At 74.6% G+C, this 16,693-nt stretch carries 14 protein-coding genes; 11 read left to right on the plus strand and 3 right to left on the minus strand.

The genetic code is table 11. The features are described 5' to 3' along the window. Positions 1–73: 73 nt before the first annotated feature. The 5 genes from M6G08_RS18210 to M6G08_RS18230 all read left to right on the plus strand — a co-directional run bounded on the left by M6G08_RS18210 (position 74) and on the right by M6G08_RS18230 (position 5,821). Entirely contained in the window at positions 74–757 is a 684-nt protein-coding gene (locus M6G08_RS18210) for a Tat pathway signal sequence domain protein (protein ID WP_272588213.1), read from the plus strand. 149 nt (positions 758–906) lie between these two features. Continuing rightward, positions 907–1,554 carry a ScbR family autoregulator-binding transcription factor gene (locus M6G08_RS18215; protein ID WP_272588214.1) on the plus strand — a complete coding sequence of 216 codons (648 nt, stop codon included), beginning with the start codon at positions 907–909 and terminating at the stop codon, positions 1,552–1,554. 95 nt (positions 1,555–1,649) lie between these two features. Next, entirely contained in the window at positions 1,650–2,855 is a 1,206-nt protein-coding gene (locus tag M6G08_RS18220) for a damage-control phosphatase ARMT1 family protein (RefSeq protein ID WP_272588215.1), read from the plus strand. A gap of 101 nt (positions 2,856–2,956) precedes the next feature. After that, positions 2,957–5,137, plus strand: a complete 2,181-nt coding sequence (gene cyc2 / locus M6G08_RS18225; protein WP_272588216.1) for a germacradienol/geosmin synthase Cyc2 — start codon at positions 2,957–2,959, stop codon at positions 5,135–5,137. 75 nt (positions 5,138–5,212) lie between these two features. Beyond that, positions 5,213–5,821, plus strand: a complete 609-nt coding sequence (locus M6G08_RS18230) for a PDZ domain-containing protein (RefSeq protein WP_272588217.1) — start codon at positions 5,213–5,215, stop codon at positions 5,819–5,821. A gap of 10 nt (positions 5,822–5,831) precedes the next feature. Here the strand turns inward: M6G08_RS18230 and M6G08_RS18235 are convergent, their stop codons facing one another. Continuing rightward, positions 5,832–6,587: a metallophosphoesterase gene (locus M6G08_RS18235; protein ID WP_272588218.1), complete on the minus strand. Its 756-nt coding sequence runs from the start codon at positions 6,585–6,587 to the stop codon at positions 5,832–5,834. 185 nt (positions 6,588–6,772) lie between these two features. Between M6G08_RS18235 and M6G08_RS18240 the strand changes: the two genes are divergently transcribed. Both M6G08_RS18240 and M6G08_RS18245 read left to right on the plus strand, forming a co-directional pair. After that, positions 6,773–7,903, plus strand: a complete 1,131-nt coding sequence (locus tag M6G08_RS18240; protein WP_272588219.1) for an aminopeptidase P family protein — start codon at positions 6,773–6,775, stop codon at positions 7,901–7,903. Between the two features lie 78 nt (positions 7,904–7,981). Then, entirely contained in the window at positions 7,982–8,935 is a 954-nt protein-coding gene (locus M6G08_RS18245) for an aminoglycoside phosphotransferase family protein (protein WP_272588220.1), read from the plus strand. Positions 8,936–9,184: 249 nt separating this feature from the next. Here M6G08_RS18245 and treZ read toward each other — a convergent pair whose 3' ends face one another. Further along, the gene (gene treZ / locus M6G08_RS18250) at positions 9,185–10,930 is read right to left on the minus strand and encodes a malto-oligosyltrehalose trehalohydrolase (RefSeq protein WP_272588221.1); all 1,746 of its coding nucleotides are present in this window, start codon (positions 10,928–10,930) and stop codon (positions 9,185–9,187) included. A gap of 195 nt (positions 10,931–11,125) precedes the next feature. On the opposite strand from treZ, the gene M6G08_RS18255 reads away from it, so the two are divergent. From M6G08_RS18255 to M6G08_RS18265, 3 genes are all read left to right on the plus strand, one after another. Next, a complete protein-coding gene (locus M6G08_RS18255; protein ID WP_272588222.1) occupies positions 11,126–11,677 on the plus strand; it encodes an FHA domain-containing protein in 552 nt (183 codons plus the stop codon). 267 nt (positions 11,678–11,944) lie between these two features. Continuing rightward, a complete protein-coding gene (locus M6G08_RS18260; protein WP_272588223.1) occupies positions 11,945–13,273 on the plus strand; it encodes a M14 family zinc carboxypeptidase in 1,329 nt (442 codons plus the stop codon). Further along, the gene (locus M6G08_RS18265) at positions 13,270–13,767 is read left to right on the plus strand and encodes an SSI family serine proteinase inhibitor (protein WP_272588224.1); all 498 of its coding nucleotides are present in this window, start codon (positions 13,270–13,272) and stop codon (positions 13,765–13,767) included. The genes M6G08_RS18260 and M6G08_RS18265 overlap by 4 nt, the downstream gene beginning before the upstream one ends. Positions 13,768–13,817: 50 nt before the next feature. On the opposite strand, the gene lpdA is transcribed toward M6G08_RS18265, so the two are convergent. Next, the gene (gene lpdA / locus M6G08_RS18270) at positions 13,818–15,221 is read right to left on the minus strand and encodes a dihydrolipoyl dehydrogenase (RefSeq protein WP_272588225.1); all 1,404 of its coding nucleotides are present in this window, start codon (positions 15,219–15,221) and stop codon (positions 13,818–13,820) included. A gap of 119 nt (positions 15,222–15,340) precedes the next feature. Here lpdA and M6G08_RS18275 point away from each other — a divergent pair, with 119 nt between their 5' ends. Next, the gene (locus M6G08_RS18275; protein ID WP_272588226.1) at positions 15,341–16,288 is read left to right on the plus strand and encodes a LysR family transcriptional regulator; all 948 of its coding nucleotides are present in this window, start codon (positions 15,341–15,343) and stop codon (positions 16,286–16,288) included. The last annotated feature ends 405 nt before the right edge of the window (positions 16,289–16,693 follow it).

The raw sequence follows: 16,693 nt of genomic DNA on the forward strand, positions 1-16,693 counted from the left end.
ATCGGCCCGGCCGCGTCCCCGCGGCCGGCCCACCCCTGCTTCACGAACCCCACTTCAGAGAAGAGGCAGCCGCATGCGTACTCGTACCGCTCCGCGCACCCGTCGATTCCTCACCCTCACCGCAGCCGTCGCCGCGCTGACCCTCCCCGCGGCGGTCCCCGCCGTCGCGGGCACCGCGGCGGCCGACACCCCCGTCCTCACCACCGGCGGGGCCGGCGGCACACCGGTCGCCGTCGGGGACGTCCTCACCGCCTCCCTGGCCGGCGGCACCGCCGCCACGTTCCACTCCAGCGCCACCGGCAGCAGCGGCGTGTCCTGCACGTCCTCGCAGTTCACGGTCGAGGTCACCGACAATCCGACCGCGCCCGGCACGGCCACCGAGACGCTCACCGCCCACACCTTCGACAGCTCCAGCTGCACCAGCAACGTCACCGGCGTCCTCGGCGTCAACGCCATCACGGTCCAGAACCTGCCCTACACCACCACCGTGTCCTCCGACGGCGCCGTCGCCGTCACCCCGCCGAGCGGCTCCACCGTCCGGACCACGGTCGCCCTGCGCACCCTCCTCGGCAGCATCAACTGCGTCTACGAGGCCCCCGGCCTCGCCGGTACCGCGAGCAACGACGGCAACTCGATCGCCTTCACCGACCAGCACTTCACCAAGGTGTCCGGCTCCGGACTCTGCTTCGCCAACGGCTACTTCACCGCCACCTACGCCCCCGTGACCGACGGGACGGAGACGGTCTACGTCAACTGAGCCACCCCGCCCGGCCCGTGCCGCGACGGCACGGGCCGGGCCCGGACCACGGGGCGCGAGGCCGGCTGATCCGACGGTGAGATATCGTGTACAGGGGGTTAAGACAGGCGGCACGGCCTGTTGAGTTCCAGCCCAGGAGAGTTCAGCCGATGGCGAGGCAGCTACGCGCCGAGCAGACCCGCGCGACGATTCTCGGGGCCGCCGCCGACCTGTTCGACCGTCAGGGCTACGAATCGACCACCCTGAGCGAGATCGTCGTCCACGCCGGTGTCACCAAGGGGGCCCTGTACTTCCACTTCGCGGCGAAGGAGGACCTCGCCCACGCGATCATGGAATTGCAGTCCAGGACCTCGCGCCGGCTGGCGACGGACCTGGACGGCCGGGGGTACACCTCGCTGGAGGCGCTGATGCGCCTCACGTTCGGCATGGCCCGGCTGTGCGAGGAGGGCCCGGTCCTGCGCGCCGGGCTGCGGCTCGCCACCGGGGGAGTGCCGGTACGCCCGCCGCTGCCGCACCCCTTCACCGAGTGGCGCGAGATAGCCTCGTCCCGCCTGCTGGACGCCGTCCGGCAGTCCGACGTGCACCCCGACATCGACGTCGACTCCGTCGCCCACACCCTCGTCTGCTCCATCGTCGGCACCCGCCTCGTGAGCGGCACCCTCGAACCGGACGCGCGCCAGCCGCGCCGCCTGGCCGGCATGTGGTACCTCATCATCCGGGGCATGGTCCCGGTCACCCGACGCGCGCGCTACCTCACCCTGGCCGCCCGCCTGGAACGCGAGACCTACGCGGCCTGACCACGGCGGGGGGAAGGGAACGCCCGAGGGAACACGACTGCCGGGGGAGCGCGGGCTTCGCCGCTCGCGCGGGGGCGCGCGATACGGTGAGGCGCATGCCCGACACCCCTGCCGAGTCCGCCCCCGTCATCCGCGGTGACGAGCCCGGTTCCTTCCCGCACGGTGTGCTGGCCGAGCGGCACCCGGCCGTCATCGGGCAGGTCCGCGAGGGGTTCCCCTACGGCCCCGGACAGCGGCGCGCCCTCGACGCGCTGCTCGCGAGCTGCGCCGACGGCGTCGTCGAACCGCTGCCCGCCGGTGCCGGGGCCGTCGACCACGACCGCTGGGCCGGCTGGGGCATGGGCGAGTACGCCGGCCGCTCCTGGTTCGACGTGCCCTGGCTGTGGGCCGAGAGCCACTTCTACCGCAGGCTCCTCGACGCCGTCGGCTACTTCGACCCCGGCCCCTGGCAGGGCATCGACCCCTTCCGGCCCGCCAAGCTCGCCGAGCTCGACGCCCCCGAGACCGACGCGGAACTGGCCGCGCTCGACGGCCTCGACGGGCTGTCCGCCGACGAGCGGGACCGGGCGCTGCTGCACGGCTCGCTCTGGGGCAACCGCGCGGACCTCGGCTTCCGCCTCTCCGAGAGCGGCACCGGCGCCGAGGACGGGGCGGCGGCGCTCGTCGCCGACGACGGCGACGCGCTCTGGTCCCTGCTCCCGGCGACGCGCACCGGCGCCCGCGGTCCGGCCACCCTCTGCCTCGTCGCCGACAACGCCGGCCGGGAACTCGTCCCCGACCTGCTCCTCGTCGCGCACCTCCTCGCCGAGGGCCGCGTCGACCGGGCGGTCCTGCACGTCAAGCCGTACCCGTACTACGTCTCCGACGCCACCCACGCCGACGTGCTCGACGCGCTGCGGCGGCTCGTCGCGGCCGGCCCAGCGGCGGCCGCGTACGGCGACCGGCTGTGGGCCGCGCTGGCCGACGGCCGCGTCACGGTCCGCGCCCACCCCTTCTCCTGCGCCCCGCTGCCGTACTCCGACGCGCCCGCGGACCTGCGCGAGGAGTTCGCCGCGGCCACGGTCACCGTGTTCAAGGGCGACTTGAACTACCGTCGCCTGGTGGGCGACCGCCGGTGGCCGGCGACCACCCCCTTCGCGGACGTCACCGCGTACTTCCCGGGTCCGGTCGCCGCCCTGCGCACCCTCAAGTCGGACGTGATCACGGGCCTGACCGCGAAGACCGAGGAGGCGCTCGACGCGAGCGGGGCAAGGCGCTGGAGGACGAGCGGGACGCACGCGTTGATCCAGGTACGGCCCTGAGAACCACGGCGGATGTTCCCGTATTTCCGCCGATTCACGCGATGGTGTGATCATGTGCCGCCGGGCGGATGCGTCCGGCGGGCCCTGGGTAGTGCCGGGCCATGACGCAACAGCCCTTCGAACTCCCGCACTTCTACCTGCCGCATCCCGCGCGGCTGAACCGGCATCTCGACGAGGCCCGTTCCCACTCGACCGCGTGGGCGCGCGAGATGGGCATGCTGGAGGGCTCCGGGGTCTGGGACCAGGCCGACCTCGACGCACACGACTACGGCCTGCTCTGCGCCTACACCCACCCCGACTGCGACGGACCCGCGCTCTCCCTGATCACCGACTGGTACGTGTGGGTCTTCTTCTTCGACGACCACTTCCTGGAAAAGTTCAAGCGCAGCCAGGACCGCGTCGGCGGCAAGGCCCACCTGGACCGGCTGCCCCTGTTCATGCCCCTCGACCCGGACACGGCGATGCCCGAGCCGGAGAACCCGGTCGAGGCCGGCCTCGCGGACCTGTGGAGGCGCACGGTGCCGGCCATGTCGGCCGACTGGCGCCGCCGCTTCGCCGTGGCCACCGAGCACCTGCTCAACGAGTCCCTGTGGGAGCTGTCCAACATCAACGAGGGGCGGATCGCCAACCCCGTCGAGTACATCGAGATGCGCCGCAAGGTCGGCGGCGCCCCCTGGTCGGCCGGGCTCGTGGAGTACGCGACCGCCGAGGTGCCCGCCGCCGTCGCGGGCACCCGGCCGCTCAGGGTGCTCATGGAGACCTTCTCCGACGCGGTGCACCTGCGCAACGACCTCTTCTCCTACCAGCGGGAGGTCGAGGACGAGGGCGAGCTGAGCAACGGTGTGCTGGTGCTGGAGACCTTCTTCGACTGCACCACCCAGGAGGCCGCCGAGCTGGTCAACGACGTCCTCACCTCCCGGCTGCACCAGTTCGAGCACACGGCGTTCACCGAAGTGCCCGCCGTGGCCCTGGAGAACGGGCTGACCCCCGCCGAGACCGCCGCCGTCGGGGCGTACGCGAAGGGCCTCCAGGACTGGCAGTCGGGCGGCCACGAATGGCACATGCGCTCCAGCCGGTACATGAACGAGGGTGCCCGGTCCGGCGCACCCTGGGAGTCGCTCACCGGCCCCGGCACCTCCGCCGCGGACGTCGGCGCGCTGCTCGCCCGGGCCGCCGCCGAGCGGTCCCGCCCCTTCACCCACGTGCCCTTCCAGAAGGTCGGCCCGTCGGTCATCCCCGACATCCGCATGCCGTACCCGCTGGAGCTGAGCCCCGCCCTGGAGGGCGCCCGGCAGCATCTGTTCGAGTGGTCGCAGGCGATCGGCTTCCTCAGCGAGGGCGTATGGGACGAGGACAAGCTCGCCAGCTGCGACCTCCCGCTGTGTGCGGCCGGCCTCGACCCGGACGCCACCCAGGAGCAGTTGAACCTCGCCTCCGGCTGGCTCGCCTTCGGCACCTACGGCGACGACTACTACCCGCTGGTGTACGGCCACCGGCGCGACCTGGCCGCCGCCCGGCTGACCACCGCCCGCCTGTCCGCCTGCATGCCCCTCGACGGTGAGCCGGTCCCGCCGCCGGCCAACGCCATGGAACGCTCCCTGATCGACCTGTGGGCCCGCACGACGGCCGGCATGACGCCCGAGGAGCGGCGCCCCCTGAAGGACGCCGTCGACACCATGACCGAGGCCTGGGTGTGGGAGCTCGCCAACCAGATCCAGAACCGCGTCCCCGACCCGGTGGACTACCTGGAGATGCGGCGCGCCACCTTCGGCTCCGACCTGACCCTCGGCCTGTGCCGCGCCGGACACGGACCGGCCGTCCCGCCCGACGTCTACCGCAGTGGGCCCGTGCGCTCCCTGGAGAACGCGGCGATCGACTACGCCTGCCTCCTCAACGACGTCTTCTCGTACCAGAAGGAGATCGAGTACGAGGGCGAGATCCACAACGCGGTCCTGGTCGTGCAGAACTTCTTCGGCGTCGGCTACCCGGCCGCCCTCCGCGTCGTCCAGGACCTGATGAACCAGCGCATGCGGCAGTTCGAGCACGTGGTCGCCCACGAACTGCCCGTCGTCTACGACGACTTCCAGCTGTCCGACGAGGCGCGGGAGATCATGCGGGGCTATGTGACCGACCTGCAGAACTGGATGGCGGGCATCCTCAACTGGCACCGCAACGTTCCGCGCTACAAGGCCGAATACCTGGCCGGCCGCACCCACGGCTTCCTCCCGGACCGCGTACCTGCCGTGCCCGTCCCCAGGAGCAGCCCAGTCCTCACCCCCTGACCACCGGTCAGTCTCACTCTTTCGTGGCTCGTCACCCGCCGGTGCGCCGGGTAGATCACCTGCCGGAGGCGAACCATGGAACAGGCAGCGTTGCGACCCAAGCCGATGCCCGGTCAGGATTCGGGGGCCGGCACCACGACCGACGGTGACCGGCCCCAGCCCGGCGGACACCGGCGCCGGAGGCGGCTCACCACCCTGCTGCTCGGGGTGCTGGCCGCCGCCGTCCTGCTCCTGGCCGGCGTGGGACTCGGCACGGTGGGCGCCACGGTGATCGGCATGAGCAAAGTCGCCGAACTCCGAGGGCAGGCGGGCGCGACCGGACCCGGAGCGCGGAAGCAGGCGGGGAGCCGGGCCGCCCCGGTGCAGCCGTCGGCCGGCGCGCACCCGTCCGCCTCCGTCTCCCCGGCCCCGGCCCGGGCCGCCGCGACCCTCGGCGTGGAGGCCGTGGACGACGAGAAGCCGGGCGCGCTGGTCGTCGCCGTCCACGTGCCGGGCCCCGGGTACGCGGCCGGACTGGTCAGGGGCGACGTGCTCCTCGCCTTCGGTGAGACCCGTATCGACTCGGCGGCCGATCTCGCCGAGGCCGTGGCCGGTGCCCGGCCGGGCAAGGCGGTCAAGGTCACGGTCCGCCACGAGAGCGGCGGCTACCAGCAGTTGACGGCGGTACCGGGCGTCGTCACCTGACCCCGCGCCGTCACGCGACCGTACGGAAGTGGCTGGTGAGCCGCCCGGTGTCGTCCAGCACGTGGTAGGCCAGCCCGACCGGAGCGTCCCGGTCCGCGATCTCGTCGCCCTCCCAGGGCAGCCGCAGGGTCCACGTCACCCCGGGCCCGACCATCAGGGGCCGCCCGGCGAACACCGTCGCGGCGGGCGTGTGGGCGTGCCCCGTGATCAGGCCGGCCACCTCCGGGCGGCGTTCCAGCAGCGCCGCGAGGCGCTCGGGACGGCGCAAGGGGTAGGAGTCCGGCAGGGGGTGGTGCAGGGGCGCGGGCGGGTGGTGGAAGGCGAGGACGACCGGGCGGTCGCCGCCGAGTCCGTCGAGGGCGGACTCGATCCAGCCGTACGTCTCCTCGTCCAGCTCCCCCTCGTCACTGCCCGGGACGCTCGAGTCGCACATCAGCACCGCACCACCGTCGAAGACGTGCGCGCCGTTGACCGGACCGTCGGCGGCGGGCCGGGCCAGCAGGGCCTTGCGGTAGGGCGCGCGGCTGTCGTGGTTGCCGGGGCAGGTGAGCACGGGAAACGGCGCGTCGCCGTCCCGCAGCCCGAGGATGCGGGCGGCCTCCTCGTACTCCGCCTCCGTGCCGTGGTCCGCGATGTCCCCGGTCACGAGCAGGGCGTCCACCCGCCCCGGCAGTTCCCACAGCCGGTCGCGCACCCGCTCGGCGCGCGCGGTGGCCCGCGCGCTCCCGTCGAGGTGCAGGTCGCTGATGTGCGCGAGTACGAGCACGGTTCCGGCCTCCTTGGGGCGCTCGGACACCGGGCCCCGTAGACGTCGCTGACGCATCTAATGCTTAGGCCGAATCTAACCATTACCCACGACGGCTGATCAATGGCAATCCGCTCGCGCCGCCCCCTCGCTGCGGGCAGGATGCTGCTCGTAGTCCCTTCACCCACGTTGCCCAGGAGGCCCGGATGACCGGCAGCGCGCCCGCTGCTCCCTTCACCGCCGACGACTACCGGGCCCGCATGGAGCGCGCCGCGCGGGCGGCCGCCGACGCCGGGCTGGCGGGGCTGCTGGTGGCACCGGGACCGGACCTCGTGTGGCTCACCGGGTACGCCCCCACCGCGGCCACCGAACGGCTCACCCTGCTCGTCCTGGCACCCGGCCGCGATCCGGTCCTCGTCGTTCCGACGCTGGAGGCCCCCGACGCCGAGAAGGCCGCCGGAGCGCCCGCCCTGGCCCTGCGCGACTGGACCGACGGCAAGGACCCCTACGCCGCCACCGCGGCCCTCCTCGACGGCGCCGGCCGGTTCGGCATCAGCGACAACGCCTGGGCGATGCACCTGCTGGCCCTCCAGCGGGCACTGCCCGGCACCTCGTACGCCTCGCTCACCGAGGCGCTGCCCATGCTGCGCGCCGTCAAGGACGCGGCCGAGCTGGCACTCCTGACGGCGGCGGGCGCGGCCGCGGACGCCGCCTTCGAGGAGATCCGGAAGGTGCGCTTCGGTGGGCGCCGGGAGTCCGACGTCGCCGCCGACCTCGCGGACCTGCTGCGGCGCTTCGGCCACTCCCAGGTCGACTTCACCATCGTCGCCTCCGGCCCGAACGGCGCCAACCCGCACCACGAAGTCGGCGACCGCGTCATCGGCGACGGCGACATGGTCGTCCTCGACTTCGGCGGCCTGAAGGACGGCTACGGCTCCGACACCTCCCGCACCGTCCACGTGGGCGAGCCCACGGACGAGGAGCGGCGGGTGCACGACCTCGTCCGCGAGGCCCAGGAGGCCGGTTTCCGGGCGGTGCGGCCCGGCGTCGCCTGCCAGGAGGTCGACCGGGCCGCCCGCGCGGTCATCGCCGGCGCCGGGTACGGCGAGTACTTCATCCACCGCACCGGCCACGGCATCGGCGTCACCACGCACGAGCCGCCGTACATGATCGAGGGCGAGGAGCAGCCCCTGGTCCCCGGCATGTGCTTCTCCGTCGAGCCCGGCGTCTACCTCCCCGGCCGGTTCGGGGTACGCATCGAGGACATCGTCACGGTCACCGAGGACGGCGGCCGGCGCCTCAACGACACCACCCGGGAGCTGGTCGTGGTGGACTGAACGAAACGAAGACGACGGACCTCGAACGCCCAGCGGCACCAGAACGACCCGGCAGACCCGGAAGACGACGGCGCGACCATGACCCAGGCACCGACACCCACCGCGGAGACCGTCCGCCGACTGGTCCGTTCCCTGCTGGGCGAGAGCGCGGAGAACGACGTCCGGCCCGCCGCGGCCGGCACCGGGCCCGCCACCTGGTGGGTCGGCACCCGGCACGTACTGCGCCTCGCCCGCGACCGTGAGGCCGCCCTGCGGCAGCGGCGCGAACTGAGGCTGCGGGAGCTCGTCCGGGCCCACGTCTCCGTCGCGGTGCCGACCAGCGTGGCGCACGGCGAGTGGGCGCCGGGGCTGACCTACACGCTGGACGCCAAGGTGCCCGGCGGGCCCGGCGATGAGCACGACGTGTCGGCGCTGGGCGAGGCGGATCTCGCCGCGCTGCTCACCGGCCTGCGCGAGGTGCCGGTTCGCCAGGCCGAGACGATCGGTGTGCCCCGGGCCGCCCCGCGCTCGCTGGAGGCCCTGCGGGAGTCCGCCGAGCGGGTCGGCCGGCACCTCGCCGAGGCCGACGAGTTCGACCCCGCGCGGCCGGAGCGGCTCACCCGCGCGGCGACGGTCCAGCTCGGCGTCCAGCCCGGGGCGGCGCCGGTCCTCGTGCACCACGGGCTGACCGGCGAACACCTCCTCGTCGGTGCCGACGGCCGGGTGCGCGGCGTCCTCGGCTGGACCGACGCGGCACTCGGCGATCCGGCCGAGGACATCGCCGCCCTCGCGCGCTCGGTCGGCTCGCCCGCCGCCGTCCGCGCCGCCACCCTCGCCGGCTACGGAGCGCGGCCCTGCCTGCGCGGCCTGTGGCTGGCCCGCTGCGACACCCTCGTCCACCTCGCCGACGCCCTCGCCGGCCGTCCGTCCGCAGGGGAGCCGGCGCCCCTGCCCGTGCTGCGGACGCGGCTGCGCCGCGCCTGGGAGCCCATCCTCCTGGAACGGGTGACGGCGCTGCGCGAGGACGGCACGGACGACGGCGCGCCGGCCTGAGCGCACCCGTGCCATGACCCCGGCGCCCGAGCCGCCCCCGGCGACCCGGCACGGGCACCGCTCCGTCCCTCCCGCTCGGTCCCCACGCCGATCGTCGCGTTGGATGGGCGTCCGGTGGCGACATGGCGTCTGGTTCATCGCTCCGGCGTGCGCGGTCGGTCGCCCCCGCGGCCTCGTGCCGGGCTACGGGTGTCGCTCCGTCACTCCCGCACGGACACCACGCCGCTCTCCCACTCCCGCAGAGTCCCGTCACTCCTGCACGAGCACCACGCTCGACTCCCCCGGCACCCGCAGCATGCCGTCCGCCCCCGGTGCCTGAACCGGCTCCCACGCGGCGAGCACCCGCGCGGGCCGGCCGCCCAGCGGAATCGCCGCCGGTTCGGCGCCGAGGTTGACGACCACCCGGATGTCACCGCGCCGGAAGGCCAGCCAGCGCGCCCGGCCGTCGTACGCCACCCTGGTGTCGCCGAGGTCGGGATCGGTCAGGTCCGGCTGCTCGCCGCGCAGGGTGATCAGTCGCCGGTACCAGTCCAGTACGCGCGCGTGCGGCTCGCGTTCCGGCTCGGACCAGTCGAGGCAGGAGCGCTCCCGCGTCGCCGGGTCCTGCGGGTCGGGCACGTCCTCCGCCTTCCAGCCGTGCGCGGCGAACTCCCGCCGCCTGCCGCCCCGCACCGCCTCGGCGAGCTCCGGGTCGGTGTGGTCGGTGAAGAACTGCCAGGGGGTGCCCGCCGCCCACTCCTCGCCCATGAACAGCATCGGCGTGAACGGCGCCGTCAGGGTCAGCGTGGCCGCGCAGGCGGCCAGGCCGGGGGAGACCAGTGAGGCGAGGCGGTCGCCCCGGGCGCGGTTGCCCACCTGGTCGTGGGTCTGGCTGTAGCCGGTCAGCCGGTGCGCGGCGACCCTGGCCCGGTCCAGCGGGCGTCCGTGGCAGCGGCCACGGAAACTGGAGTAGGTGCCGTCGTGGAAGTAGCCCCGGGTCAGTGTCTTGGCGAGCGCCCCGAGCGGATCGGGCGCGAAGTCGGCGTAGTAGCCCTGCGACTCCCCGGTCAGGGCGGTGTGCAGGGCGTGGTGGAAGTCGTCGTTCCACTGCGCGTGCACGCCGAGACCGCCCTCCGCGCGCGGGGTGATGATCCGCGGGTCGTTGAGGTCGGACTCGGCGATGAGGAACAGGGGACGCTCCAGGTCGGCGGCGAGGCCGTCCACCGCCGTCGACAGCTCCTCCAGGAAGTGGCACGCGCGCGTGTCGGCCAGGGCGTGCACCGCGTCCAGGCGCAGCCCGTCGATCCGGTAGTCCCGCAGCCAGGCCAGCGCGCTCTCGACGAGAAAGGCCCGCACCTCGTCCGAGCCGGGTGCGTCCAGGTTGACGGCGGCGCCCCAGGGCGTGTGGTGGGTGTCGGTGAAGTACGGGCCGAAGGCGGGCAGGTAGTTGCCGGAGGGGCCCAGGTGGTTGTGCACCACGTCGAGGACCACGCCGAGACCCAGTTCGTGGGCCCGGTCGACGAACCGTTTCAGCGCCTCGGGCCCGCCGTACGGCTCGTGCACCGCCCACAGCGAGACACCCTCGTACCCCCAGCCGTGCCGGCCCGGGAACGGGCACAGCGGCATCAGCTCCACGTGGGTGACGCCCAGCGCGGCCAGATGGCCGAGCCGTCCGGCGGCGGCGTCCAGCGTGCCCTCGCGCGTGTACGTGCCCACGTGCAGCTCGTAGAGGACGGCGCCGGGCAGCGGGCGCCCCGCCCACTCGGTGCGCCACGCGTACCTCCCGTGGTCGACGACCGCGCTGAGCCCGTCCGGTCCGTCCGGCTGCCTGCGCGAGCGCGGGTCCGGCAGTACCGGCCCGTCGTCGACCGCGAAGCCGTACCGCGAGCCGTCCCGCGCCCCGGCCTCGGCGCACCACCACCCCGGCCGCTCCCCGTCGCGCTCCAACGCGCGCGTGACGCCGTCGCACTCCAGCGTCACCCGGCCGGCCTCCGGTGCCCACACCTCGAACTGCACGGACGGTTCCCCTTCGTCTGCTCACCGTGATGTAGCCCGTCCATGGTGCTGCAAAAGTGATCTCCGCGCTGGCGAAAACCCCCGTTGGCGACCGGTGTCGCGGGCACAGGCGCCCACGGCCGGGGCGCGCCCGCGCGCGGGGCCGCCGTTCCCGCTTTCTGGACACTCCACCTTCGCTGACCGACAATCACCTGTGTGACGTCGTCCTTCGAGTTCAACACGTATCCCGCGCGGTTGTCCGACGCGGAGCGCGACAAGGCGCTGCGGGTGCTCCGGGACGGCGTCGCGATGGGGCGCCTGTCGCACGACACGTTCATCCGCAGGATGGAACTGGCGCTCGCCGCCCGGCGCCCGGACGAGCTGGCCGTGCTCACCGCCGACCTGCACTCCGAGGGCCGGATGGCGCGGCTGGTGTTCGGCACCGTCGAGGCGGTGTCCGGATTCGGCGTACGGCTGCGCAGGGCCTGGCAGGCCGAGCGGCTGCCCAAGCTGCTGCTGCCGCACTCCGGCGCTGGTCATCCGCTGCGCATAGGGCGCGACCCGGCGAACGGGCTGCGGCTGACCCACGAGACGGTCTCCCGGGTGCACGCCGAACTGAGCCGCCAGGGCGGCATGTGGGTGCTGCGCGACCTCGGCTCCACCAACGGCACCACGGTCAACGGGCGGCGGGTCATCAGCGCGGCCGTCGTCCGCGAGGGCGACCAGATCGGTTTCGGGCAGATGGCCTTCCGCCTCGCGGTCGACTGAGCGCGACAGGGGGAGACTCCGGCGGACGCGGCGACGGCGGACGCGACGGCGGACGCGGCGGTGGACGCGGAGCCCAGCTCTGGCCTGGGCTTCACTCGGTGTCGCGCGTCCCGGTGGCCTGATCCGGCAGGACAAATCCCTTTGCTTTTCACGGTGTTGACGTACCCCCCAACTCGTGACTGACTGTGCGTACACCGCGCACGCCAGGTGAACCGACGGCCCGCATCGTGGAGGTGTGCCCTGCCGCCCCTCCTGCGCTATCCGACCGTGGACGAGCTGGGCGCCCGGGCCGCCGCACTCGTCGCCCGCCACCCCCGGCACGCCCGGCTGCGCCGCGTCGGCACCTCCCGCGCGGGCACCCCGCTGCTGCTGCTCTCCGTCGGCCACGGCAGCCGCCAGACCCTCGTGGTCGCCGGACCGCACGCCAACGAACCCGTGGGCGGCGCCACCGTCCTGCGGCTCGCCGAACGGGCCCTGGCCGACCCCCGGCTCACCGAGGGCGCCGACGCCACCTGGAACCTGCTGCTCTGCGCCGACCCGGACGGCCTGCGCCGCAACGAGGGCTGGCTGTCCGGCCCCTACACCCTGGGCCGCTACGCCCGGAACTTCTTCCGCCCCGGCTTCCTGGAACAACCCGAGTGGCTGCCCGACGGCCCCGGCCACTCGACGCTGCCGGAGACCCGCGCGCTGCTCGCCCTCCAGGACGAACTGCGGCCCTTCCTCCAGTGCTCCCTGCACGGTGTCGACGTCGGCGGCGGCTTCGTCGAGGTGACCCACGACCTGCCGGGCCTCGCCCAGCGCATCGCCCACACCGCGGCCCGGCTCGGCGTCCCCCGCGAACTGGGCGCCTACGACACCCTGTACTGGCCCGGCCTCGGCCCCGCCGTCTACCGCATCCCGCCGCCCCGCCGCGGCGATCTCACCGCGGCCATCACCGAGGCCGCCGTCGAGTCGACGTGGTGCCACCCGCAGCGGTACGGCACCGTCACCGCGGTCGTCGAGGCGCCCATGTGGGGCGTGGCGGCGGTGGCGGACGACTCGCCCCCCGCCGACCGGGACGCCGTGCTCCGCGCGGTGAGCCGCACCCTGCGGCACGACACCCTGCGCCTGCGACGCGTCCTCGCCCGCGTCCGGCCCCACCTGGCCACCGACCCGGACGCGGCCCACCTTCTCGCACCGGTCGACGACTACCTGCTGGTCTGCCCCAGGCTCGCGGACGCCTGGGACCCCGACACGGACGACGGAACGGGCCGCTCACTGCCTCCCATGAACAACGCCCACCTGGTCGCCCTGCGCCTGGCCGGACGGCGCCTGTCCCTGCGGACGGCGGGCCTGCTGCACCAACTGGTGACCCGTACGGGCGGCGACCCCGCGGGCGTCCTGCCCGAGGTGAACCGGCTCGTCGACGAGGGCTGCGCCGACTACCGCGACGGCTGCGCGGCCCGCTGGATCCCGGTCGCCCGCCAGGCGGAGTACCAGACCCGGGTCGTCCTCGCCGCGTTCGAGCTGGCCGGCCGTCGGCGCACCACCGCGGGCTCCCGTTCGGGTGAGCCGGGCTGGGGTCCGGGGGCGGCCGTGCCGATGCACCAGGAATGACACGAACCCTCATGACCGGGGCGGCCCGGGCCGCCCTGCTGGCGGCGGCGGCCCTCCTCCTCACCTGCGCGGCCCCCGCGCGGGCCGCCGCCCAGTGGGAACCGGCCACCGACTGGCTCCTGCTCACCGTCACCCGGGAAGACGCGCGGCCGGGCATCCGGCCCGCCGCCCCGGCAGGCGCCCGGCCCGGTGCCGCACGCCGCACCCTGCTGCTGTGCGACCCGCCCCGGGGCCACGTCCGCGCGGAGCGCGCCTGCGCGGAACTCGACGCGGCACACGGGCGCATCGCGGACATCCCCGTGCGCGAGGCCCACTGCCCGATGGTCCACGCCCCGGTGACGGCCCAGGCGCGCGGACAGTGGCGGGGGCAGCCGGTGGAGTACGAGCGGACCTTCCCCAACGCGTGCGTGATGGCGGCGCGGACGGGGTCGGTCTTCGTCTGGGACGCGCAGGACGCGCAGGACGCGCAGGACGCCCAGGACGTGCCGGGCTGAGCCGCGACGCGGCACGGCGGCCCGGAAGGCCACGACCGCCGGGCGCCGCGTCACTGCTGGTGCAGCCCCCGGCCCGCCAGGGTGAGGAACGCCTCGCCCACCGCCTCCGACAGCGTGGGATGGGCGTGGACGTGCCGGGCCACGTCGCCGGGCTCGGCCTCCCAGCCGACGATCAGCTGGCTCTCGGCGATCATCTCCGACACGTGCGGGCCGACCAGATGCACGCCGAGCACCCGTCCGCCCCCGGCCTCGGCGACGACCTTGACCATCCCGCCCTGGCCGTGCACCATCCCCTTGGCGACGGCCGTGAGCGGCATGACGTTGACGGACACCTCGTGCCCGCGCGCGCGTGCCTCCGCCTCGCCCAGACCCACGGCGGCGGTCTGCGGCGCCGAGTACGTCACCCGCGGCACGGCCGCGTAGTCCACGGGCACGGACGGCACGCCCGCCAGCGTCTCGGCCACCAGCAGGCCCTCCGCGAACGACGCGTGGGCCAGCCCGAGCGACGGCGGCGGCAGCAGGTCGCCCACGACGTGGACGCCGGGGACGGCGGTCTCCAGCCGGTCCCAGTCCGCCGGCACGACGAAACCCCGCTCGTCGGTGTCCAGTCCCGCGGCGGCCAGATCCAGCCCGTCGGTGACCGGCGCCCGTCCCACGGCCACCAGGAGCCGTTCCGCCTCGACGGCGAGGGTCTCGCCCCGGGCCGTGCGGACGTGCGCGCGGACGCCGTCGTCGAGCACCTCGGCGTCGAGCAGGCGGGCGCCCACCCGCACGTCGACGCCGCGCTTCTTCAGACCGCGCGTCAGATGGCGGCTCACGTCCGCGTCCTCCAGCGGCACGATCCGGTCGGCGGCCTCGACGAGGGTCACCCGCGCGCCCATCGAGCGGTGGAACGAGGCGTACTCGACGCCGATCGCACCGCCGCCCAGGACCAGCACGGACGCCGGCAGCCCGGGGGCGAACAGGGCGTCGTCGCTCGTCACCACGCGCCGCCCGTCGGGGGCGAGCCCGGGGAGCGTGCGCGGGCGTGAGCCGGTCGCCAGCACGATGCCCCGGCGCGCGGTGAGGTCCCCCGCGCCGTCGACCCGTACGGTCCGGGCTCCGGTCAGCCGGGCACCGCCCCGCACCACCCGCACGCCCGCGTGGGCGAGGTGCGCCTCCACGCCCTTGTGGTTGCGGCTCACGATGTCGTCGCGGGTGGCGACCAGGGCCGGCCAGTCGACGCCGTCCAGGCTCGCCTTCACGCCCCAGCGCTCACGCGCCTCGGCGACGCCGTCGACCAGTTCGGCGGCGTGCAGCATGGCCTTGCTCGGGATGCAGCCGCGGTGCAGACAGGTCCCGCCGACCTTGTCGCGTTCGACCAGGGCGACGTCGAGACCCAGGGCCGCGGCACGCAGGGCGGTGCTGTAACCGCCGGTGCCGCCGCCGATGACGATCACGTCGTGTGTGTTCATGACCTCAGCGTCCGCCCGCCCCTTGCCATGAGTCCAAGGCAATGTTCTTGTGGCTTCGATGCAGAGCCTTCATGACAAGTGCCGGTGGCGAGGCCGGACTCGGGGAAGGGGCCGAGGGGATGAGCCTGCGGCAGATGGAGTACTTCCTGACCGTCGTCGACGAGGCGTCCTTCACCCGCGCGGCCGAGGTCCTGCATGTCACGCAGTCCGCGCTCTCCCACCAGATCAAGGCCCTGGAACGGTCGGTCGGCGGCGGCCTGCTGGAACGCCTGCCGCGCGGGGTGCGCCTGACCCCGATGGGCCGCGCCTTCCGCCCGCACGCCGAACTCGCCGTCCGCAGCGCCGTCCAGGCCCGCCGCGCGGCGCGCGCCGCCGCCGGGGCCGAGGGCGGGGAACTGCACGTCGCCGCCGTGCACTCGGTGGCCGTCGGCATCCTGCCCGACGTCTTCGCCCGCTGGCGCGCCGCGCACCCCGGCGTCCTCCTGCACCTCCACGAGTACGCCACGACCGAGGCGCTGGAGGAGGAGGTCGAGCGCGGCACCGCGGACCTCGCCGTCGGCCCGGCGCCCCACGACTGGCCCGGCACCGTCGTGACGGTCGGCGAGGAGGAGATCGTCCTCGTCGTGCCCTTCGACGACCGCTTCGCGGGCCGTACGACGGTGACGCTGCCCGAACTCGCCGACCGGCCCTGGGTGCGGTGCGCCATGGAGCCCGTCATCGAGGGCCAACGCTTCCTCGACTGGGCCTGCGGACGCGCCGGCTTCCGGCCGTACACCGCCGTCTACACCGAGCACACGTCGACGGCCGTACGGATGGCCGCCGCCGGCGTCGGCGTCTGCACGGCACCTTCGCACATCGTGAGCGGCGCGGTCGGCGAGGACTGCGTCGTCCTGACGCCCGACCCGCCCTGGAGACGGGCCCTGACCGTCTTCTCCCGCGTCCCGCCCACCGGCGCCGCCGAGGCCTTCGTCGACCTGCTCCGCACGTCCTGCCCGACCGTCCCGGCCTCCACGACGGCACTCGCGCCCCACGTCTGCGACGGCACCGCCGCCACCGCGCTCGCCTGACGCCGGGTGCCGCGCGGGGCGGGCCCGGGGGAGCGGTGCGGGCGCCCCCGTCGCTCATGTCCAGGCTGTCGCGTGCCGGGGACGCCCACCGGGGAGGAAGAGGGGGTTCACGCCCGGGTTCGCGTCCTCTCCGAGCCCGCGAGCGGTCCGCGCTCGGACGTCAGCGGTGTGCCCGGCCGGTGGGGGCGTCGGCGGTCGAGCCGTCGACAGGTGCGGCCGCCCGCCGGGGACGGGCAGGGCGCAGGGGCCGATTCCGTGCCGCGCCGGCCGGCCCTCACCGCCCCCCGGGGCAGGGCGCGGACCGCTGTCCGGGGAGCGACGAGAGGGTTGGAGGGAGGGACGGACCGGCGGTCGTCCGCCGTGTGGTGCCTCGCCGGTCCTGCCTCCCGCGCCGCGCGGGGCGGC

The organism is Streptomyces sp. M92, assembly GCF_028473745.1.
Lineage (GTDB): Bacteria > Actinomycetota > Actinomycetes > Streptomycetales > Streptomycetaceae > Streptomyces.

Excerpts from the sequence above, each read along its gene's own strand:
- M6G08_RS18210 (WP_272588213.1), top strand. The coding sequence starts at position 74 with ATGCGTACTCGTACCGCTCCGCGCACCCGTCGATTCCTCACCCTCACC.
- M6G08_RS18215 (WP_272588214.1), top strand. The coding sequence starts at position 907 with ATGGCGAGGCAGCTACGCGCCGAGCAGACCCGCGCGACGATTCTCGGG.
- M6G08_RS18220 (WP_272588215.1), top strand. The coding sequence starts at position 1,650 with ATGCCCGACACCCCTGCCGAGTCCGCCCCCGTCATCCGCGGTGACGAG.
- cyc2 (WP_272588216.1), top strand. The coding sequence starts at position 2,957 with ATGACGCAACAGCCCTTCGAACTCCCGCACTTCTACCTGCCGCATCCC.
- M6G08_RS18230 (WP_272588217.1), top strand. The coding sequence starts at position 5,213 with ATGGAACAGGCAGCGTTGCGACCCAAGCCGATGCCCGGTCAGGATTCG.
- M6G08_RS18240 (WP_272588219.1), top strand. The coding sequence starts at position 6,773 with ATGACCGGCAGCGCGCCCGCTGCTCCCTTCACCGCCGACGACTACCGG.
- M6G08_RS18245 (WP_272588220.1), top strand. The coding sequence starts at position 7,982 with ATGACCCAGGCACCGACACCCACCGCGGAGACCGTCCGCCGACTGGTC.
- M6G08_RS18265 (WP_272588224.1), top strand. The coding sequence starts at position 13,270 with ATGACACGAACCCTCATGACCGGGGCGGCCCGGGCCGCCCTGCTGGCG.
- lpdA (WP_272588225.1), bottom strand. The coding sequence starts at position 15,221 with ATGAACACACACGACGTGATCGTCATCGGCGGCGGCACCGGCGGTTAC.
- M6G08_RS18275 (WP_272588226.1), top strand. The coding sequence starts at position 15,341 with ATGAGCCTGCGGCAGATGGAGTACTTCCTGACCGTCGTCGACGAGGCG.